Source organism: Paenibacillus polysaccharolyticus (assembly GCF_900102085.1).
Taxonomy (GTDB): domain Bacteria; phylum Bacillota; class Bacilli; order Paenibacillales; family Paenibacillaceae; genus Paenibacillus; species Paenibacillus polysaccharolyticus.
Genome location: NZ_FMVM01000006.1, coordinates 112,988 through 134,860, shown reverse-complemented (window position 1 = coordinate 134,860; position 21,873 = coordinate 112,988). Strand labels below are relative to the sequence as shown.

Annotated in this window: 17 protein-coding genes and 1 pseudogene; 15 read left to right on the top strand and 3 right to left on the bottom strand. The window is 48.4% G+C overall.

The features are described from left to right. Positions 1 to 358: 358 nt before the first annotated feature. From BLQ13_RS09955 to BLQ13_RS09940, 4 genes are all read left to right on the top strand, one after another. Positions 359 to 1,444: a sulfate ABC transporter substrate-binding protein gene (locus BLQ13_RS09955; protein WP_090919018.1), complete on the top strand. Its 1,086-nt coding sequence runs from the start codon at positions 359 to 361 to the stop codon at positions 1,442 to 1,444. A gap of 140 nt (positions 1,445 to 1,584) precedes the next feature. Then, complete coding sequence (gene cysT, locus BLQ13_RS09950) at positions 1,585 to 2,424, top strand: sulfate ABC transporter permease subunit CysT (protein WP_090918690.1); 840 nt, start codon at positions 1,585 to 1,587, stop codon at positions 2,422 to 2,424. A gap of 135 nt (positions 2,425 to 2,559) precedes the next feature. Then, entirely contained in the window at positions 2,560 to 3,438 is an 879-nt protein-coding gene (gene cysW / locus BLQ13_RS09945; RefSeq protein ID WP_090918688.1) for a sulfate ABC transporter permease subunit CysW, read from the top strand. 158 nt (positions 3,439 to 3,596) lie between these two features. Beyond that, positions 3,597 to 3,836 carry a YezD family protein gene (locus tag BLQ13_RS09940; protein ID WP_090918685.1) on the top strand — a complete coding sequence of 80 codons (240 nt, stop codon included), beginning with the start codon at positions 3,597 to 3,599 and terminating at the stop codon, positions 3,834 to 3,836. Between the two features lie 125 nt (positions 3,837 to 3,961). Here the strand turns inward: BLQ13_RS09940 and BLQ13_RS09935 are convergent, their stop codons facing one another. Then, the gene (locus BLQ13_RS09935; RefSeq protein WP_090918683.1) at positions 3,962 to 4,882 is read right to left on the bottom strand and encodes a hypothetical protein; all 921 of its coding nucleotides are present in this window, start codon (positions 4,880 to 4,882) and stop codon (positions 3,962 to 3,964) included. A 182-nt stretch (positions 4,883 to 5,064) separates the two neighbouring features. Here BLQ13_RS09935 and BLQ13_RS28800 point away from each other — a divergent pair. From BLQ13_RS28800 to BLQ13_RS09885, 11 genes and pseudogenes are all read left to right on the top strand, one after another. Further along, a pseudogene (locus BLQ13_RS28800) lies at positions 5,065 to 5,659 on the top strand (sugar O-acetyltransferase). Positions 5,660 to 5,700: 41 nt separating this feature from the next. Then, positions 5,701 to 6,114 carry a GNAT family N-acetyltransferase gene (locus BLQ13_RS09925; protein WP_090918681.1) on the top strand — a complete coding sequence of 138 codons (414 nt, stop codon included), beginning with the start codon at positions 5,701 to 5,703 and terminating at the stop codon, positions 6,112 to 6,114. 164 nt (positions 6,115 to 6,278) lie between these two features. Continuing rightward, complete coding sequence (locus tag BLQ13_RS09920) at positions 6,279 to 6,662, top strand: ribbon-helix-helix domain-containing protein (protein WP_090918679.1); 384 nt, start codon at positions 6,279 to 6,281, stop codon at positions 6,660 to 6,662. Further along, positions 6,640 to 7,935 (top strand): MFS transporter, encoded by a 1,296-nt coding sequence (locus tag BLQ13_RS09915; RefSeq protein ID WP_167375703.1) that lies wholly within the window; start codon positions 6,640 to 6,642, stop codon positions 7,933 to 7,935. The genes BLQ13_RS09920 and BLQ13_RS09915 overlap by 23 nt, the downstream gene beginning before the upstream one ends. Before the next feature lie 172 nt (positions 7,936 to 8,107). After that, a complete protein-coding gene (locus tag BLQ13_RS28500; RefSeq protein ID WP_161556981.1) occupies positions 8,108 to 8,245 on the top strand; it encodes a hypothetical protein in 138 nt (45 codons plus the stop codon). Between the two features lie 120 nt (positions 8,246 to 8,365). Continuing rightward, positions 8,366 to 11,116: a lanthionine synthetase LanC family protein gene (locus tag BLQ13_RS09910; protein ID WP_090918675.1), complete on the top strand. Its 2,751-nt coding sequence runs from the start codon at positions 8,366 to 8,368 to the stop codon at positions 11,114 to 11,116. Further along, positions 11,094 to 11,894 (top strand): GNAT family protein, encoded by an 801-nt coding sequence (locus tag BLQ13_RS09905; RefSeq protein ID WP_090918673.1) that lies wholly within the window; start codon positions 11,094 to 11,096, stop codon positions 11,892 to 11,894. The genes BLQ13_RS09910 and BLQ13_RS09905 overlap by 23 nt, the downstream gene beginning before the upstream one ends. Beyond that, positions 11,891 to 13,366: a hypothetical protein gene (locus BLQ13_RS09900; RefSeq protein WP_090918670.1), complete on the top strand. Its 1,476-nt coding sequence runs from the start codon at positions 11,891 to 11,893 to the stop codon at positions 13,364 to 13,366. The genes BLQ13_RS09905 and BLQ13_RS09900 overlap by 4 nt, the downstream gene beginning before the upstream one ends. Then, a complete protein-coding gene (locus BLQ13_RS09895) occupies positions 13,348 to 15,117 on the top strand; it encodes an alpha/beta hydrolase family protein (RefSeq protein WP_090918668.1) in 1,770 nt (589 codons plus the stop codon). Before BLQ13_RS09900 ends, BLQ13_RS09895 begins: the two co-directional genes overlap by 19 nt. A gap of 421 nt (positions 15,118 to 15,538) precedes the next feature. Then, positions 15,539 to 16,171, top strand: a complete 633-nt coding sequence (locus tag BLQ13_RS09890) for an NAD(P)-dependent oxidoreductase (RefSeq protein WP_090918666.1) — start codon at positions 15,539 to 15,541, stop codon at positions 16,169 to 16,171. Between the two features lie 249 nt (positions 16,172 to 16,420). Beyond that, entirely contained in the window at positions 16,421 to 18,169 is a 1,749-nt protein-coding gene (locus tag BLQ13_RS09885; protein ID WP_139168876.1) for an NAD(P)H-hydrate dehydratase, read from the top strand. 682 nt (positions 18,170 to 18,851) lie between these two features. Here BLQ13_RS09885 and BLQ13_RS09880 read toward each other — a convergent pair. Next, positions 18,852 to 20,540: a methyl-accepting chemotaxis protein gene (locus BLQ13_RS09880; protein ID WP_244159271.1), complete on the bottom strand. Its 1,689-nt coding sequence runs from the start codon at positions 20,538 to 20,540 to the stop codon at positions 18,852 to 18,854. Positions 20,541 to 20,564: 24 nt separating this feature from the next. Then, entirely contained in the window at positions 20,565 to 21,572 is a 1,008-nt protein-coding gene (locus BLQ13_RS09875; protein WP_090918664.1) for a BMP family lipoprotein, read from the bottom strand. Between the last annotated feature and the right edge of the window lie 301 nt (positions 21,573 to 21,873).

Sequence of the window (21,873 nt, the reverse complement as noted above, 5' to 3'; positions counted from 1 at the left end):
ATATTATGGTGAGGGAGGGAAGTGGAGTCAATGTTGCGGTATTTCGGTAAAAAACGGAAAAAAACGTTTGACAGTCATATAGACTGCCTTTATTATACGTATATAATTTACTAAACAGGTAGGAATAATAAAAATGACTGCAAACACTTGAACAGCATAACGTTCTCACCGTATAGACGGAGGAACACCGCAGTGCATTTTACCGATGAAGCATACACGACTATAGGGGTCGGTATGACTTGATGAGGGAAGAATGCGCAGGGGGTTCCTCCGTCTTTTTGTTCTTTTCTGGTGCGTACCGCTGTTCTGCCGACCTGTAGTTGATCATGCAAGTTTATATCGGGGGGAGTGTAAGATGATGAAAAAGAGAGTTCACAAAGGAATTCTGATGGGGTTGGCATTGGTGTTAACGGGGGTGCTGGCAGCTTGCGGATCAAATAACGACGGGTCAAGTGCAACTGGCGCAGCAACAGGAACGGGGACAGATGGGAATAAAGAAGGCAGCAAAGCAGTTGAACTGCTCAATGTCTCCTATGACCCGACAAGGGAACTTTATGAGGAATATAACAAAGCATTTGCCGCCCATTGGCTGAAAGAGAAAGGCCAGGAAGTGACGATCAAACAATCTCACGGAGGTTCGGGTAAACAGAGCCGTTCGGTCATTGACGGACTGGATGCAGATGTGGTGACACTGGCACTGGGCTATGATATCGATGCGATTGAAGATAAAGGTCTGATTAATGCAGGCTGGCAGGACAAATACGAGCACAACAGCTCTCCGTACACGTCCACAATTGTATTTCTGGTGCGCAAAGGCAATCCGAAAGGCATCAAGGACTGGGATGATCTGATCAAGGGAGATACACAGGTTATTACTCCGAATCCGAAGACTTCAGGCGGAGCACGGTGGAACTATTTAGCGGCCTGGGGTTACGCGCTGAAGCATAACAACAACGACGAAGAGAAGGCTAAGCAGTTCGTGGCAGAGCTGTTCAAACATGCCCCTGTGCTTGACTCGGGTGCTCGTGGGGCGACAACGACATTTGTGGAACGCGGCATTGGCGATGTATTGCTGGCTTGGGAGAATGAGGCATTCCTTTCTGTCAAAGAGTTAGGGCCAGACAAATTTGACATTGTCGTGCCTTCTATCAGCATTTTGGCTGAACCTCCTGTAGCGATCGTGGATAAAAATGCGGATAAAAAAGGCACTCGCGACGTGGCAGATGCGTATCTCAAATACCTATATAGCGAAGAAGGCCAGACGATTGCCGCCGAAAATTACTACCGTCCTACGCTGGATAGCGTAAAGGAAAAATTCAAAGATCAGTTTCCGAAGCTGGAGCTGTTTACGTTAAAAGATGTCTTTGGTACTTGGCGGGATACCCAGGCCAAACACTTTAATGACGGAGGTATCTTCGACCAGATCTACGTGCCGGGTAGCTAAGAATAACAGGACAACAGCATCCCAAGCGAGTAAAAGAAATCAATCAAAGCAAACCAGTCAAAGTAAATCAAACAAAGCATAAATTGCGCTGTACGCAGCCAACCAGCCTGACCGGCTGACGGCAGAGAGGATGAATAGGCATGAGCAAGGTTATCGCGGCCCGGGGAAGGCGGACATTGCCGGGATTCGGATTAACGATGGGGTACAGCGTGCTTTACCTGAGTCTGGTCGTGCTGATTCCGCTGACGGCACTGTTATTCAACTCCACGGGATTGACCTGGGCAACGATGGTGGAGGTGGCTACCAATCCAAGGGTGCTGGCTTCGTTCCGGGTCAGTTTCCTGACAGCTGGTGCGGCGGCACTAATTGACCTGTTCCTGGGCCTTCTTCTGGCCTGGGTGCTGGTTCGGTATGAATTCCCTGGTAAGAGATTGTTCGATGCGGTTATTGATCTTCCGTTTGCGCTACCCACGGCCGTAGCCGGGGTGGCTCTGACAGCGATCTATGCCGGGAATGGATGGATCGGACAATTTGTAGAACCTTTGGGCATCAAGCTGGCATACTCTCAAGTGGGAATTACACTCGCACTTATGTTTATCGGCATCCCTTTTGTCGTGCGTACGGTACAGCCAGTGCTGGAAGAGCTTGAAGCTGAGGTCGAAGAAGCAGCGGCGACGCTGGGTGCGGGGCGATGGCGGATATTCCGTGCCGTTTTGCTGCCGGATCTCATCCCACCGCTGCTGACGGGGTTTGCGCTAGCATTTGCACGGGGCATTGGTGAGTATGGTTCGGTCGTATTTATTTCAGGCAATATGCCGATGAAAACGGAAATCGCACCGCTGCTCATCATGTCCAAGCTGGAGCAGTTTGATTATGCAGGGGCTACAGCGGTAGCCTTGTTACTCTTGTTGATCTCATTTATCCTGCTGCTCATCATCAACTCTCTCCAGCGCTGGAGTCGGAAGGCAGGGAGAGTGTGATCGCAGCAATAGTAGAGCCGGAAGAGTGCCCGATCACTTCACATTCTGTCCGTGCGGCTTGCCCATTCGTGGCGGCCCGGATGGATTAACATTGCCACAATGTGGCGCACTCACCAAACCGAAGGAGGTGTACATATGGCGGGTTCTGTTCTCCTTAGTCCTGTTCCACCTGTAAAAACCGGTCGCAGTACAAATCGCGCCACAACAGAAGCACCTTGGGTAAAATGGCTACTGATCGGACTTGCGAGTCTCGTCCTGATCTGGTTGCTGATCCTGCCACTGGTCATCGTACTTATGGAAGCGTTGAAGCAAGGCTGGGGGGTCTACATCGCTGCGCTGACGGAACCGGATGCCTGGTCTGCACTGAAGCTGACACTGTTGGTTGCTGCAATAACCGTTCCGCTCAATACGATCTTTGGCGTGGCAGCGGCTTGGGTTATCACCAAGTTCCAATTCAAAGGTAAAGGGCTGCTCATCACACTGATTGATCTTCCCTTTTCCATCTCGCCTGTCGTTGGCGGTTTGATCTTTGTCCTGGTGTTTGGCTCAAACGGATGGTTTGGCCCGTGGCTGGCCGAGCATGATATCAAAATCATTTTTGCACTGCCGGGAATTGTGATAGCGACGTTATTTATTACCTTTCCTTTTGTGGCAAGAGAGCTGATTCCGCTGATGGAAGATCAAGGTACGCGAGAAGAAGAAGCGGCTGTAACACTTGGAGCCTCCGGGTGGCGCATCTTCTGGAGTGTGACATTACCCAATATTAAATGGGGACTTCTCTACGGAATTATCCTGTGTAATGCACGTGCTATGGGTGAGTTTGGAGCAGTGTCGGTTGTATCCGGACATATTCGTGGAGAAACCAATACCTTGCCGCTTCACGTCGAGATTTTGTATAACGAATATCAGTTTTCAGCCTCATTTGCCGTCGCTTCCCTACTGTTAATCTTGGCTTTAGCTACGTTGCTACTCAAGAGCTGGCTTGGTCATAAAGCCGTTGCAGAAAAGGCATAGTGTGGATCAAAATATCAATTGACAGCTGCTGGAAGCCCTGATATTGTATAAACCAAGTATATGGGTTGGATAAGAATGAATTATAGTTCAACACTTTAAATGACAGGTACGTACAGGATGAATAACGGGTGTTAGCCCGAGAAGAGGAGGCGGCTCAAGTGGCTAAGCCGTTAAAAGTGGATGAGGTATGGTTAAACCGAATTGCCGGACAGCTGGATGACATGGAATTTGGTTCATTGCATATTGTGGTACATGAGGGACAGATTGTGCAGATGGAGCGTACCGAGCGCAAACGTTTTGAAAATACGTCCTCAGGCAATGCCTCCAAATCTGGCAATACGGCTAGAAGCAACTCCGCCCGTTCCGTTCGTGGATCAAACGCGAGTGCGAAAGGATAATCCCTTTTCATCTTATCCTAAGAGCATTTCATATGAAAATCCTGTGTGTTACATGGTTGATTTTAAAAAATAAACAGGCTATCCCTGTCGTCGTGATGACTTAGGGATAGCCATTTTTGTGTGAACTAGTCGGACGCCGATACAGATCTGCGAGGTGTCACAGGGGGAGGGGAATCCTCTACAACAGCTTCATGTACTGGCGTAGCCATACGGCTATTGCTACTGTTTTCATCTGTTTCAGCATGTCCGGCATATGGGCGCTCGCTGCGGGAGCGTGATCCAGTTAATCCGAATCCGGAGACAAACAGAATGAGTTGCAGAGCAAGGGCATAAGGGGCCGCCGCAAGTCCGATCAGATGAAGCAAAGAGCAGAGTGCGATCAAGAGGGATAGCCATTTGACCAGCGCTCCTGAAGTGCCACGCTTGGGGCTGGACCAAAGCAGGTAACCGTATAGTATCGTAAGCATGAGAGAAATGGCCTGAAACCATGGTAACAGGTTATCCCAGGAATCTACGGGGGTACTAGTGATACGCTCTGTGTAGAACAGGTATCCGATTAAAAGTGCTGTGGCCGTGAGTGCGGCAGGTTCAGCTGCAGGCCTGAGAATGTTCCAGATGGCACTGCCCCAGTGCACCGAATATGTATTTCGGCTGAATTCATCCGATAGTGCAGTGCACTCCCGTTCAAGTGCTTTATGCATCAGAGCAAGCCTGGCGGGATCTTCATTTTTAACGCAGTCACGAATCTGATCCTGAAGCTGCGGGGAGAGGCATGAGGCCGCTTTGCAGGCCTGCATTGCTTGTAACAACTCATGATGTTCCTGTGCGGGATCTTCATATTTTCGTTGTTCCCAAATGGTAAGTAGTCCCAAAAGGCCTGTGCTTATGTATAATGTATCTCGTATCCTCTGCATATGCCTTTCATGGCTTCGCCGAATTTCTGTGGCCGACCATAGATAAGCTGCCAGAAGCAATGCAACAACACCAAGCAGTATAAACGTAGCATCGGGATGCGATGACAGGTTATCCAACCAACGTTGAAACACAACATTTCCTCCTTTACAACCAACTTGACGTATCTAAACACGCTTTTACGCAAGCCTTCTCTCACTATTACACAGGAAGTAGATGAATTCAAGCAGGTAGATCCATTCTTAATTGGAGAATTCCTGGTTTTTTGTTAGGATACATCTGTATGAAAGGAAATCAGGTTCTGGAGGAAATTAGCATGAAATGGACAGAGAAAGAAAAGGCTCAGAGGGGTTTGCTTTACGATAATAATAACGATGAACAGTTGATTCGAGAGCGTACTTATGCGAAGGAAATGTGTTATGACTATAACCAGATTCGCCCAAGTAATCTAAAAGACAGAGAAATACTGATTCAGAAGCTTTTTGCGAAAACCGGGGAGAAATTTCTGATTGAGCAGCCATTTTATTGCGATCAGGGATATAACATTGAAATTGGAGATCATTTTTATTGCAATCATAATACTGTCATGCTGGATGCGGGCAAGATCAGTTTCGGAGATTATGTATTTATCGGGGCCCAATTGCGGCTTTTATACACCTGAGCATCCTCTTGACGCGGAACAGCGAAATCAAGGTTTGGAGGTTGCTCTACCCATCTCGGTAGGAAATAATGTTTGGATAGGTGGAGGGGTATCTGTTCTGCCAGGGGTCACCATTGGGGATAACACCGTTATTGGTGCAGGAAGTGTAGTTACAAAATCTATTCCTGCCGGCGTTGTTGCTGCTGGGAATCCATGCAGGGTGATCAGGGAAATTACCGAGGAAGATCAACATAAATATCCACGCGTTTGATGCAGGTCAATAAGATACAAGATCAGAAAGGGGAGTAACAGATGAACGAGGTGAACATTGAACATGCACCGCCGGCTGCGGTTGAATATTTGGCACTGCGGCAGATTGCGGGGCTGAGTCCGATGAGCCGGGAGGGGGCTGAGATAGGGCTGCCTCGCAGTTTATTTGCGGTGTGTTTGCGAGAAGCCGATGTTCTCATCGGGATGGGACGTGTCATTGGGGATGGTGGTTGTTTTTTTCAAGTGGTCGATATTGCAGTGCATCCTGATCTTCAGGGGAAGGGTTATGGGAAACTGATCATGAGCGAAATTATGAACTATTTGCGTGAAGCCGTGCCTGCGCGGGGGTTGGTCAGTCTACTGGCTGATGTTCCTGCGGATCGCCTGTATGCTCAATTTGGCTTTGAATATACAAGCCCGAAATCGGAAGGCATGTGGTGGAGGCAGGGGGAATAAAGTTTGAACCGGAACCCACGAACACGGCAAATGTAAAAAAATAACGATCATAAACCTTTGGGAAACCAAAGGTTTTTTGCTTTACAACCATATTTTTACATGATAATGTAAAATAAATACAATTTACGATTTACAAATTACAGATCATAAAAAATGGAGGATATATGTTGAACAAGAATCAAAAAATACAGTTCAATCAAATGATCGAGCGATCAATGGAACAGGCTGCTAAAAATCTTCCAGGTACCAAGGGGGTAGTTTCCGTTCGATTAAGTCAGGATGAGATTGATGTGATCGACCAAATGGTATTTCTGGAACTCGCCAAAAACCGCTCAGATGCGACTGCAATGCTGATTCGGGAAGGAATTCGCACGCACCAGACACTGTTTCACGAGTTGCAGGAGTACACCGCAGAACTGGAACAAGTCAAAGCTAAAATGCAGCGCAGAATACAAGAATCGGGTCTGGTTGCTCAATTAAAACAAGCGGATGAGCGTGGGGAGATTCCGATTGGAGGCGATGGAAATGAACCAGAATACAACAAATAAGACTGGCGAAGACGGCTATCTTGCCGTGTTACGAATACCTTCCTTTACAGTGCTACTGGTAGGCAGGCTTGTCTCAGGTGCAGGTCAGATTTTATTTTCCATGGCCACGATGTGGTACATCTTGCAGTTAACTGAATCCGCACTTGCTGCGGCATTAATTCCGATGCTTCCCTATTTGATCTATGCTTTTCTGGGTATTCCACTTGCAACGATCAGTGACCGTCTGCCAAAGAAACAATTGCTGATCTGGACCGACATATGGAGAGCGGTTATTGCTTGTATCTTAGCGATTCTATTTCTGACGGGTAGCATGCTTCCGTGGCATATCTATGTAGCCAATCTGCTCATTGCGATTCTCGGTTTCATGTTCAACCCTGCCACTCAGACGGTCATTCCGGCGATTCTGCCCAAACCGGCAGAGCAACTCGCTCCAGCCAATGCCCTATTGAACTCCTCCTCCAAAACGATAGAACTTCTCGGTTATGCTCTAGGGGGAATTTTAATTGCCTTTATCTCCGTACAGTCCATCTTGTTCATCTATGCGATCACTTTTCTGTTATCCGCACTTGCTATTGCCTTCATTCGTATCCCTGTGACCAAAGTGGTTAAACAAAAAGGATTTTCAGGTTTTGTCAAAGACAGCATGCAAGGGATTACCTTTTTATTTTCAAACAAAGTTTTGGCCTGCTGTATTATCTTTGGTGCCATTATCAATTTTGCAGGGGCCCCGCTACATATCTTCACGCCGATTTTTGCCAATATGGTGCTTGAAGCCGGGCCACAAGGATATGGGTTGCTTCAATCTGCTTTTGCCGCTGGCAGTATCGTTGGTTCTTTGCTTAGTGGAAAATATGCCAAACGTCTGTCACTCGCCCATTGGTTCCTAATCAGTTATCTGATCTCGGGCGCAAGCTTGCTGTTCATGCCGATGTATCCTAACTTGTACTTTGCCATTGCCTGCTCTTTCCTGTTGATGTTGGGGCTTGCTCTTGTAAATGTACCGTTAGTCACTTCCATTCTGTTATCTACACCGGAAGAAAAAAGAGGACGTGTCATGAATAGTATGGGAGTACTTATGAGTGGTGTTAGTAACCCGCTCGGTTTGTTACTCGGAGGATGGTTAATTGAAGCCTATAGTCCATCCTGGGTGTACATGGGAATCGGCATGTTTGTTATTTTTATGGGCACGGCAAGCCTGTTTGTCAGACCTTTTCGGGAAGATCGAGAAGGACATACCTCACACAGGAAATCGTCCGTTTCGTCTGGGATTTGATGTTAGATTACTCCTTTTTTTAAGGGAAAACCAAAGATTATGACATGTATTACAACTATATATGGGTTTCTTAAATAATTTTTGTAAAAAAATTCAATTAAAAAGAAGGAATTTAAAATTTTATGTAGAATTTGGTTTATAAGAGGGGGAGACAAATGGGAGGTAATTTATCATGGAAAACAAGGAAATTTTATCTGTACAGGATTTGATGGCTCTGGAGGTTGAAGAGGATAACAACATGTTCGAGGAAACTAGCTTGTGTACAGTGTGCAGCTGGACAAGCTCACAAACGATCGTTGTAGAGGCTTAGAACTCTTCATCGTCTCGAACCACTGAATGATTCGTAAGATAAGTCTTTGATTTCGTATTACTAAACTAAAATAATTGTACCTCCCCCTCTTACTCTACTTCAAAAAAGGAGTGATTCTCATTGAAATCAGCAAGCCTGACTGAAAAGAAGGACGCCTATGAGAACGCTTTGTATTATATAATCCGGGATCTACCCGAATCCATCCAATGGTCGAATGACGGCCATTGGATTTGTTTTAAACCGGACCGATTAACACTTCCCCCGCAGGGATGGAAGATTCATTTATCGGTTGTGCCTGTAGAGGGAGCGGAACTGCTACGAAGGATTACACCCATTCTGACAACGTATGGTGTGATGTGGAAAGTCGTAAATAGTGGGCTGAAGTTAATTGAAACATCCAATGGTTCTACACCGCTACCTCAGACCGGGAAGTGTGTGACGATCTATGCACGCAGTGATGAACAATTTATACAATTGCTTGAGGAGATGTATGCATGTACGAGGGATCTGAAAGGCCCCGCGATTCCTACAGATCGGGCCTACCGGGGAAGTTCATGTGTATTTTATCGCTATGGAGCCTTTGTAGACCGGTTCTATTATGATCGTTACTCTGCGGCAAAAGTATATGCGATCCGGAACCCGGAAGGTAGACTGGAGGAGGACCGAAGAATACCAGGCAGATACAAGCCCGAGTGGGTAGAAGAGCCGGAAGAACTGGTGAGCATACAGGCCGGGTGGAAGAAAGAAAATGAGGCAGTAAACAATCTAAATAATTCCAGTAACAATGAGTTCGGAATACGTAAAATCCGTGTGAAGCGGGTGCTCAAAAAATCGGGCAAAGGAGGCGTATTTCTTGTCTCCACGTCCCGGCATGAGCAAGCTGTGATGAAAGAAGCGGTTCATCTCATGCGTGTGGATGGTGCCGGACGTTCTGCCCATGATTATCTGGATAACGAGTATCATGTGCTTGATCTGATGAAGGATACGGGGTATACTCCGCGGCCAATCGATCTGTTCAGTGCTGAACGGAATCGATATCTGATTCTGGAATACTTCGAGAGCATCAGCTTGCGCGAGCATGTCCACCGCAGACATGTAGCTGCCGATGACAATCAGGCAGAGCTTTACCGAATCGGCTTAGATATTCTGGATATCGTGCAGGAGTTTCACAATAGAGGAATTGTCATCAATGATCTCACGCCCAACAATATTGTGGTCTTGCTTGACGGAAGTATACGATTAATCGATCTGGAGTTAGCCTATGTGAAACATAGCAAAAGTCAGGTAAAACCATTAACAGGGCACACGCCTGGTTATGTGCTTCGAGGAAGAGAGCACAGTCAGCGATCGGAATACTCCGATGATCTTTACGCGCTGGGAGCCGTTTATTATTACATGGCAACCTCCATGGACCCTTATTTGAAATACAGACAGTCTCACCTGTCTGCTGGACAAGCCTATTTGGACAATCTCAATGATAGACAGCTTCTTGGGCTGGGAAGTCTGGGGATCGAGATCATGTCTGCACGATATAATGATTTATCTGAAATACGTGAACAGCTAATACGTATGTGTGAACAAGCTAAGGGCGATTTAACAGGGAGCGAGCAATCTTCGCGCGCGAATGAAGCAGGCATGACGGCAGAAGAAGTACTTCATCAAGCCGAGCTCATGGCTAATAAGTTGGTTCAATCCCTTGATTTGAACAATGCTCACCAACTTTATCCCGAAAATAGCATGAGCAAAATGTTCCACCCGGCTAATTTCAACTTTGGATGGACGGGCATGGCCTATGGTTTTCATCAGCTTGGGAAGATTACGCAGAACAGAAAGTATCATCAGTATGCACGTGAAGTATTGGAGTGGATATTGAATCATACGCCTTATGTTCCCGAAGAAACGCCAGAAAGCCTGTATTTCGGTTATGGGGCTGTTCCTTGGGCACTGGCACAGACAGCGGATGCGCTGGATGATAAACCGTTACTTCGCATTGCTGAAAATCTGGCCTTGGAGATGACGAGGCATGACCCGGTTCAAACCAATATCAGTCATGGAGCGGCAGGTCTAGGATTAATGCTGATGGAGGTACATCATCTTGGAGGTTGTTCCGAACTTTTGACAAGGGCTGATGAACTCGGTGAAATGATTTTACAGCAGGAAAAGCGAACAGAAGACGGGCTGAGCATGTGGGAAGTGAAGGACAAGTCGGATAAAAAAAGCCACCACTCGTATGGGTTTTCGCATGGCATGGCAGGGATCGGTTATTTCTTGCTTGCTTTAGCGAAGCAGACGGGGAAGGGCGAGTATTATTCGGCGGTGAAGCGCATTGTGGACACGCTGGAACAAGCGAGTTACGAAGGCAAGAATGGGGTGAGGTTATGGCCTGCTTCCCCCGAAAAGCCGGATGCTCTCTGGGTTCATTGGTGTAATGGTTCGGCGGGTATAGGACGGTTTTTACTGACTGCAGCCGAGGTTCTGCAAGATCCGGTATGTTACAGACTTGGTCAGCAGGCCGCAGATGCGGTAGCCCAGTCGACCATTTTTGCTTCTTTCGGCCAGTGTCATGGGATCGCGGGTAACGGAGACTTTTTGATCATGGCCAATCGGGGTTTCCCTGGCAGATACGAAGCCAAATTGAAAGAGTATACACAGAGTCTATACATGCTTCGCAGTGATGTGCAGGAAGACTTTTGGATGTGGCCACTGGAGGATATGGAATCATTTTCTCCAGATTATATGACAGGATACATGGGAATTTACTCTTTTCTGCTTCGCCGATTTTATCCTGCGGTTTCTTTTGAACCCATGGTATATTCAGGCTTCGACCAGACCAGGGAGGTACAGGTATATGATGCAAACATCCATAGCTGATATCCTGCCGCAATGTCAGCATGAACCCGGCAAGGTCGGGGGTCGATACTATGCCAGTGAGCCTCGGAAAAGAGAAACGATCTCTTCCATGCTGTTGATAGATCATGGGGAAGGTCAATATATGATGGATTTATGGAGTGAAGCTTCATCTCATGCATATTGGGAAGGACAGATCACATCCTTACTGGATACGTTGTCCTACTCCTCTATATATGTAACTGTACCCGCCTCGTTTCCATGGGAAAGGCTCGGGTATAAGGCGGATGTGCTTGCCCATCGATATCGCTTTTACGGTGATCTTAAGCACATTTCTGTTCCGGTTATGCCGGACCTGAACGGGAAGTGGTTGCCTGCAGAAGGGCAAGAGGAAGTTATGGCTCATTTGCTTCAAAGCAGTGATCCAACCTGCCCCGGAATCCAAGCTGCTCGCAAGGCAGTGGATGAAATCTATGAAGGGCTGTATGGACGTTTACTGGAAGGGTCGGGACTTGTGGAACTGGAAGGAACGAAGATCGGAGGCTGTCTGTTAAGTGATGAGTTTGATAGCATCCTTCTGTCACATATATTCACCATGCCAGCGGCAAAACGCAAGGGCTGGGCACGGTGGCTTGTTGCTTATGCTCTCCATCAGTGCAGTTCCGACCCGGAAAAGCAGATTAAGGCTTCTCTTGATGCAAACAATCAAGGGAGCTATCGCTTGATGAGTGCATTGCCTTTACAGCAGGTGCCTGAACTTATACATGTATGCCGGATCAGGAAAGAGAGGGAGCCCTCATGAAACCTGTTTTGCTGGAAAGTACGGACTATCATGATCTGAGAAGTACATGGTTTCGTGCGAGCCACGAACCAGGGTTATTTGTGGTTGAAGGACGTTCGGATATTGTGCAGCAAGAGCTACGCAAGTTAAGTATGCATTGGCAGGATCAGGCGATTCGCCTTGTGCTTGATGATGCGTATCACACGTTGCCATTCATTTATCAGTTGAACCCGGTTCACCCGATTGATGATCTGGTGGCATGCAAAAATGCATTGCTCCGATTCCATCGAGCCGGCTGGGCACCGGGGCCACGGAAATGGATCTTGGTTGAGGTGGTCTCCGGTCTGCATCCTGCAGATTTGGGAGCCATACATCATCTGCTCTATCGTCAAAAACTAAAGGACGTAAGCGTATTGTTATTTTTTCATCAATATCCCGTGAGTGTTAACCTTCCCCAACATGTATCGAGGCTGGCTATTTCTCTGGTGAGAGATACACCGGAACATACCCGGCGTTTGTTAAATGAACAGTTGCGGATGGCTGGTAGGCACGGTGAAGCGGAAGGTAAGCAACAACGTAAAGCATTGGCTCTATATAACAGGCTGGCCTGGATTTTGTTGTGCAAATCGGATAATCACCTGCGGTACAGGGCTTGTTTTCGCTTTTTTAGTCAAAACGCCATATTCCAACAATTATCAGCTTCGCAGCAGGCCATTCTATGGTTTGAACTGGGTCAGTTATTAACCAAAAATGGGGATGATTATGACGAGGCAAGAGAATGTTATGCTCACGCTCGGGCCGTTCTGGAGCATGAGGAATTGGACGAAGTTTATCGCATTGGAAAAGAGGCGGCACTAGATAACGGTGAAGCATTAATTGAGATGCAGGAAGGCCAGATCTCACGTGCAATTGAACTGGAGAAGCGAGCCGGGATGCGTATTCGTGAGCTTCCTCCAGGGCCGGATCGGCATGTTTTTCAGATTCAAACGGCTCTAAATATTGCAGGGTTGCAGATCCGGGCAGGACTTCTCATGGATGCCGAGACAACACTAATAGCTGGCGAGAAGCTCTGTACAGGTGTGTACTCTGGTTGGCTCGGGCATATACTTCAATTAAAAATGTCGGTATATCAACAACTCGGCGAGCAGGAGTTAGAATACAAAATGTTGATTCAAGTGTTACGGATGAAGACGGGTTCAATTCCTTCCAAATTGTTGCAACGTTCAATCGAAATGGCTGGTGTGCTCATCCAGCAAGGGGAAGAGGAACATGCTGCGGAGGTGTATCGTCTTCTGATCGCGGGATTGCCAGCAACCAATCTGAAGCAAATCCGTTTGATCCGGCAAGCGTTAAGTAGTTTGGGAACAGAGAGTCCCGCAGCAACGGCCACACAGCATCAGCTTACGCTCAAGCTGGAACTACAGCTTGATACCTGGGAGCAATTCAAATATTGGCATGAGGGGAGGGAATCCGGTTGGACAATCCATTCCTGAACCGAATGAGTGTGAACCGGGAGCGGACAAGCATGGTCTTGTGTTATGACGACCAGACATGTGAATGGTGTGAGCTTGACGATGCTGGCAATGTTCAAGGTGTGCTTTGTTTTTCCGATCATTGGACAGAACGGGGCCAGACTGTACAGTATGTTCAATTCATCGGAACAGACCAAGTGGTGGCAATCATCCTGGAAAAGACGGAGAGATGGATTTATGTCTTCCAAAAAGAGCGGGAGCACATAAGCATGATTCAAACACTCTCTCTAAAATTACCGTTTCCGGTGATGCAGATTGCCCGGCAAGATGCACAACTCCTGCTGCTTTTTGCCGTTCGGCATCGTTCAGGAACGGTGCAGATCGGGCTGTACGATCCCGTAAAGGAAAAAGCCGAGTGGGTTACTCCAGAACTGGATAACCCGCAATTTGTGTTTTGGGCCAAGCCTGAGCGAGAGATTGGTGTTAATGTAGGCGGGGTTGGCAGAGTATATTTTTACGGGAAAGATACCGGATCATCTCGGGAAATTCCTTATCAGGAATATGCTTATCCGGTGATGGACAAGCAAGGTGATCAGATTGCTGTCTGCATTCCGGCGGGAGATGGCTTTTGTCCTGGCTGGATGAGCGTTCAGGAGAATGTTGTTCAAGGTAGTCTGGAGCACAGTGAGCCGTTCTCTGAGTTGATTCGTATCCAGCTGGATGTGGATCGACAGCATATCTTATGCGAGGGAATAAGGCGTGGTAAGTGGCAATACGTTCAGTACACGCTGGATGGAAAAAAGACATTTGAGCTGTGTGATTATCCGGGAACGTTAACGCAAGCGGTTCACAGCAGGGACAAGCAGAGTCTCATTGGTAAATTCGAGTCCATTACGACTGCCCCGGTGCCCGCAAGATATAAAATATCTGAATCGTTTGGTGACATTACGCCAATTTCGGTCAGGCATGGGGATGCACTTGTCAGTAATCTTGTACAGCAACCGGAGACCAAGTACAAACACCTGCGTTGCGGGAACGAGTTCATTCCTTATATGGATATCCATCCGGGAGGTGAAGAACAGGCAGTCATCTATCTGCACGGTGGGCCTCATAATTGCCTTCTGGACAGTTACAGTCCGGTTATTGCACGTTTATGTGAGGCTGGAGTGAGGGTGATTGGGCTGAATTATCCCGGTAGTTCAGGATTCGGTTCTGATTACAAGCAACGTATCCAGAATGATTGGGGCGGTGTGGATGCGGATGTTATTCGGATTATTCGAGAGCAGGTCTTGGGTTCCTATTCGGCAGTTTCACTGTACGGCGTCAGTTATGGGGCTTATTTAGCGCTGTTAGCGGCAGGTAGAAACCCGGAACTGTGGAGCGCCGTTGTGGCTTGCGCACCGTTTACGGACTTAAGCAGCTTGTATGCTGGTGGTGGGGCGAAGCTAAGATCGTTTTTGCAGATGGAAATTGGAGGATTGTTACAGAATGAATCTGTGCTGAGGGATAGAAGTCCTTTAACCTATGCGTCTGGATTGTGTGAAGTAGATCTACAGCTTGTGCACGGCCGGAATGATCAGCTCTGCCCGGTGGAACAGACGGAGCGCTTATATCAGGAGATATTGAAGCGGAAGGAGCCTGTAGAGGCGGCTGATAGGCAACTTGAGATGCACATCATTGATGATTTGCAGCATGAGGTGTATGCAGAGCGAATCTGGGCGGCGAAGGCAGTTCATTTTCTAACCCGAAATAGGGTAACTCAGCCAGGGTAAACAACGAAGACGAGCAACGTAGATAAGTTTTTTAAGCATACGTGACCAGGAGAGATAAACAAGATGAATTGTTGAAGCCGCCCGTGCGGCTTTTTTTGGCGTACGTGGATCTAATTAGACGAGAGAAGAAGGGTGAAGAATGATAAATAGCGAGGGGATTGGAGAAGGAATTAGAGCACAGATCTGGGTTATAGAATGGTAAGAGACCTGGAAGAACATTTATAAAGAAATCTACAATATGCGAATGAAATAGAAACGCTCAGCTGAGGTGTTGGTACCGCGGATGAAGATTCAAGTTTACAAGTAGGTTTATACGGTTTAAGATGGCGTGAGCCGTTTAAGGTATATAACAACAGGATTAAGTATTAAAATAACGGTACAGCTTATTTAGATGACATCGATAGAAAAGAGGGATTCAGATATGAAAGTAACTATTTTTGGAGCGACCGGAGCGATTGGTAAGACGATTTTGTGGGAATTGATGGATCGTGGGCATGAAGTGACCGCGGTGGTGCGTGATCCTTCCAAGGTGGAGATGGTGCATGAGCGCTTGCGTGTGGAGCAGGGGGATGTGCTTAACCCGGATCAGGTTGCTGATTTTGCAGCGGGACAAGAAGCGGTAGTAAGTGCTTACGGGCCGAAGTTTGGCGAGGAAGAAGAATTGCTTGAAGTAACACGTTCACTGATCGAAGGCGTACGCCGTGCGAATGCCGGGCGTCTGGTTGTTGTAGGCGGAGCAGGCAGTCTGATGACAGATTCAGGTGAAATGCTGATGAATACCCCTGGTTTTCCAGAGGAAATCAAACCTCTTGCACAGGCTCATGCGGATGCTTATGGACTTCTGGAAGAATCCAATATTCACTGGACGTATATGAGTCCGGCAGCAACGATCACGACGGGGCGCAGAACAGGTCAATTCCGGATTGGCATGACTCGTGTCATTACAGATGATCTGGGCGAAAGCAGCATTTCTGTAGGTGATTTTGCCGCAGCTTTGGTGGACGAACTGGATGATCCGCAATTTGTTCAAGCGCGATTTACGGTGGGGTACTAACTGAGGATAGATAAGCAAATGGGATAATTATAGATGTGACAGATAAGCCCTTGGCGCAAACCACGAGTGAGCTGAGAACCAATGAGACATAAATGGATTGAAAACTCGTAAGGCACGAATGATCGGAAAACGAGTAACACACGATAGATAGGGAAACTAATGGCAATGGAAAACTTATGAGAATGGAATACCCATGAGTGTGATGCTCTAAGCAGTGTTATTCATAACGCGACCGGGGAGGGGTGAGTGTTGTTTATCGTAACCGCCGATCAGATGCGGGCTGTGGACGAGTATACGATTCAGCAGCTTGGTATTCCTGCGGCCAGTCTGATGGAGAATGCAGGCAGAGCTATCGCCGAGGAAGTTATCAAGCTGTGCCGGGAAGGGCAAGAGGATGGCAGGCGGGATGATCGTGGCTGGGGTGAAGGCGATCATGCTGACAGTGATGAAGCAAGGCACAGAAACATTGCTGAAGGTGGGGGTGGCTGGCCTGATCGCGGCCAGCCAAAAGAGGCGTGGCGGGCACATACCGGGCCCGGCGACCGCATAGGTTACGGGGGCGACATCATCGCCGATCCGGCGCTGGTGATGGCGCATCCCGGTGATCAGCATTGGTACATGCTGATCGGCAAGGGCAACAATGGCGGCGACGGGCTGGTTGCGGCGCGCCATTTGGTTGAAGCGGGGCTGGGCGTGACGTTAGTCTACGCCGATGCCCCGGAGGCACTGCGGGGCGAAGCCGCAGTGCAACGGGATGCCGCTGCGAAGCTCGGCATCCCTGCCGTTGTCCACGGGCGCGAAGCCGTGGACTTTAGCCGGTGCACAGGCATCGTCGATGCGCTACTGGGCACCGGCTCGCGTGGTGCGCCGCGCGGAGCATACGCGGCGCTGATTCGCGCGGCGAACGACAGCGGTAAGCCAGTCGTATCCGCCGATGTGCCAAGCGGGCTGGACGCCGACACTGGTGAGGTGTACGAGCCGTGCATTGAAGCCCGGGTAACTGTATGCCTTGCGCTGCTTAAGCGTGGTCTGGTACAGTACCCGGGCGCTTCTGCCGCGGGGCGCATCGTTGTGCGCGCCATCGGCATTCCCGCACGCCTTGCGCCAGAGCATGGCCCCTCGGTCCGTTTGCTAACGGACGAGGTGCTACGGGGTGCGCTGCGCGTGGACACAGGCCGTCGCCGCGCACCGGACGGCCATAAGGGCACCTACGGCCATGTATTACTGGCCGCAGGAAGCATGCCGATGAGCGGCGCTGGCCTGCTCTCGGCCAAAGCCGCGCTGCGCGCTGGTTGCGGGCTCGCCACATGGGCGCTACCCGCGGCACTGTTGCCGCATGTTATCGGCACCGTGCCCGAGCTTATGCTCGCCGCTGCAGCCGATGGCAACAGCGGTGAATGGAACGCGGCTTCCGCCGCAGCGGTGCTGCGCCTTGCGGAGAGCCGCGACGTACTTGCGACCGGCCCGGGCCTTGGTCGCTTCGAAGGCGACACCGACTGGCTGCGCCGTCTGTGGCAACAGACGGATCGTCCGCTCGTTATCGACGCGGACGCCCTCAACATGCTGGCAGATGCAGGCCCAGATGGGCCACGCATCTGGGGCCAGCGCAGTGCGGCGACCATACTGACGCCGCACCCTGGCGAGATGGGCCGACTGCTACGCATGTCGACCCCCGAAGTGCAGCGTGACCGAATTGGACACGCTGCACGGTACGCCCGTGAGCAGGGCGTGACCCTTGTGCTCAAAGGAGCACGAACGGTCATCGCAACGCCTTCCGGCGAGGCGTACATCAACACCACCGGCCACGCCGGCATGGCAACAGGCGGTGCCGGTGACGTGTTGACCGGCATCATCGCCGGTCTGCTTGCTCAAGGGCTAGGCGCGGAACAAGCCGCCGCCTTCGGTGTATACCTGCACGGGCAGGCTGCCGAACGGGCAGCATTGCGGCGAGGCGATCCATCTTCCTTGCTGGCAGGAGATATTATCGATGCACTGTAGAGGTGTGTTCAATCCAGCGTGCAGGTCATACGGAAGCGAAAATGTTTAAATCCTATCACATGAAAGTATAAACATATGAAAAAGGAGCCCGCCATCATCTCGAGGGGCTCCTTTTTCATATGAAGTGAATTTATAAATGATAGACAATCCATATATCGTTGTTTATTGGAAGCATCGAGCCACCAATCCGAAAACCTTGCTACAGTATTAACCCAACTCATCTACCCAACCATCGTACATTCCGTCAGTTCAACTCATCAACCTAACCATTGCACATTCCGTAGCTAGACTCATGAACTTAACTTTCGCATATACCATCAACTCACTAACATGACCTACTGCCTATTCAAGTGTTGACGGAACAACGTTTCTTAGTGCCGGTCTGCATTCATTTTCAGGGTGAACATTTCTAACGATCATGAGAAACCTTATTGGGCACGTACTCACCCGTTTTATTTTCTAACGATCTCAGGGAACCTTATTTCAACCATTTATGATGAAAAGGAGACATTTTCCTCCATTTTGGCCCAAATAAGCTCTCTGGGGATCGTTAGAATTTCAAACGACCCAGAATCATGCAAATAAGCTCATCTGAGATCGTTAGGATAAAATTTAATTTTCACTCACCTTTCGCTCACATAATCCTCATACTCCGCGTGCATATATACTGCAGCTTCATTGATTACTTACTACAGGTACACACATCTCGTGGACTCCTCTTACAGACGGAAACGCTGGAGTTCCTGATGCATCTCAGCACTGATATCACGAAGTGACTTGACCTTGATACTGGCTTCGGAGAAAGAACGTTGTTGTTCTGCGGTGGAAGCAGGATCTCTTCACTGCTGGCTGCAGATTGCTCGGTGATGGCACTGATGTTTTCAATCGCCTGTTGCACCTGTGCACTAAGTTTGCTGGATTGTGACATGTCCTCAGCAAGCTGCTGAATGCCTTCGCTGATGCGCTCCACACTATCACGAATCGCCGAGAAGGATTGTTGCGTCTGACCGGTGGCGTGCTCCTGTTCCCCAAAGAGCTGCATGCTTTGCACCACGGAACTTTTTACTTTTTCCATCGAGGCTGTAATCTCGTTAACGGCGGCATAGATATGTTTGACCGATTGAGCAGACTGTTCCGCCAGTTTGTTCACTTCACCTGCCACAACAGCGAATCCGCGTCCGGCTTCCCCGGCACGTGCAGCTTCAATGGAAGCGTTCAGGGAGAGCATGGTGGTTTGCTTGGCAATCTCGGATACATATCCCGTCATCGTTGTAATGCGAGCCGCGCTTTCTTCCAGCTCCAGCACGGTCTGTTCCACTTCGGACATGGCATGGCGATTTACTTCGGCGAGTCGCAACTGTTCTTCAATCGCCTTGTTTCCCTCTTCCACTGTGGTTAGCACATCGCGTCCATCCTTGGCAGATTGGGCAGTGGCCTCCAGATTATGGTTAAAGGTAGACTGCATCTTGTCTACGACTATAACCGTTTCGCTGAGATCTTCCGCAATTTTTTGACTGCCAACGGACAGCTCTTCTGTGGTACGTGACACCTGCTGTACGATGGCTTGCACCGTATCATTACCGCGATCAATATCCTGAGCCATCTGATCGACTCGTTGCCCCGCCGTGTCAATGGATTGGATGATTCCGCGAATATTATTCGTCATTTGCCCAAAAGAACGGCTCAGATCATCCAGTTCATCTTTCCCCCGAGGTTCCGGCAGCGTTTGGGTCAGGTCACCACTGGCAATATGCCCGGCAGCATCCTTGATCAGACGAATACGTTTGGCTATCTGACGTGATGTGTACATATTAAAGAGCATGACGGCGATGAACAAGAGCCCAGCCCCGCCAAGAGCAATCTGCCATGTCTGCTGGATGTCACTCTCCAGATCGAGCGTATATTGAGTGTAGCGTCCCCGCGTTATCTCATTCAGTGAGTAGATGTCATTCTGTATGCCTCGAACCCTTGCACTGTAACGTTTTGCTTCCGCGCTATCCATGCTGCTCATCGCTTGGGTTGCACCCTGATCCAGTGCTTGCAGCTTCGTTTGAACCGTTTGGATGAGCTGTAGCTCCTGATCCGTTTCCAGCAATCCACCTTTGAGTTCCTTAATCATGGCTTGGCCTTCTTTTAGAAGAAGCAGAACAGCTTCCTGATTGCCGGCAGTCATCGAGAAGGAATAGACATCCAGTGCCTGCTGGGTCTGAATCTGGTTGGAGTTCAGCTCGCTTACCTTGAGCATCGCAGGTACCAGATTTTGATTTTTTGCATTCATACTAAGCAGTTCCAAAATAATATAAGCGACCAGCGCAAGGCATAGAAGCAGTGAGATCAGAGCATTGACAATAAGTTTTCCCTGTAGTTTCATATGCGAGCCTCCTCGAATCTTGGGTTATGGATTCACTGTGATTTTGATTTGACCCGAAGAAATTTTGGCTTTCAGATCATCGAAAGTCCGCTGTTGTTCATCACTCAGCGTGATGTTATGCAGTGCAGTTAAGCCTACAGCATTCTCGGCGAGACCCTCTACGATTTCCTTTTTCGGGAAGGTATGTTTGTTCTCGATAAACGACTTCACGGCGTTGTAAATGGAGACATCTACATTTTTCAGCATAGATGTAAGAATTGCTTTTTCCGCCAAAAAGAATTGATCCGTATCAACACCAATGGCGTATTTGCCGAGGGATTGAATCTCATTCAGGGCGCCGACACCGGTAAGACCAGCGGCTACATAAATCACGTCAGCACCTTTCTCCTGAATCATTTGCTCCGCAAGCTGCTTACCCAGATCGGCATTTCCAAAATCACCGGCATACACAATATCTACTGCGGCTTCCGGATTAACAGCCAGTACCCCCTGTTTGAAACCCTGCTCAAAATTTTTGAGCACGGGAATTTCCATTCCGCCCAAGAAACCGACATGTTTCTCCTTGGAAGCCATGGCTGCGATTACTCCTGCCAGATAGCTACCTTCCTCCGCACGAAATGATATGGAAGCAATGTTAGGCAGCTCAGACGTACTGTCAATCAGAAGGAATTGCTGGTCAGGATATTTGGCAGCGACCTTTTCCATATCTGCTTTTACGGTATCGCTGAGTCCAATAATAAGATCGAATTTGTCTTTAGAAAATTCCTCAAACGAAGCTTCTGCAGTTAACTCCTTGCTTGGTTCACGATAGTCAAAAACAATGCTTTTCTCGTCTCTCGCCTTGACCAGCCCGTTAAAAGCCGCATCATTAAAAGATCGGTCTCCCAGACCAACCTCTGTAAGTACAATTCCCACTCTGGTCTTTACGTCAGTGGTTGCTGTTTTAGAGCTGGTTGAACAAGCAACTAACATGATCAGTGTCAGGGCCAGAAGCATGGTGAGCCCTAAACGGATGAACATCGTTGTTTTCATGTGAAATGCCCTCATTTCTGTAAGTTTCTTATGTAATAATTCTGGAAATATACTGGAAGATGGATGAACCCCAATCATCTATGCAACGAGTTTTTCCCTTTATCTATATCGGTGAAAAAATCCGTTTTTTTACGATCTCTAATGAAAATTTACAGAAATATAAATCTATTTCATGAATTATACATAGTTTTTACAATGATGTTGTTTAATCATTCTTATAAGAACTTATGAGTTGGCATCGTGATGCCGTAAAAAAACAAAAAAAGCAAAGTAGAGCGAGAATCCTACTCTACTCTACTCT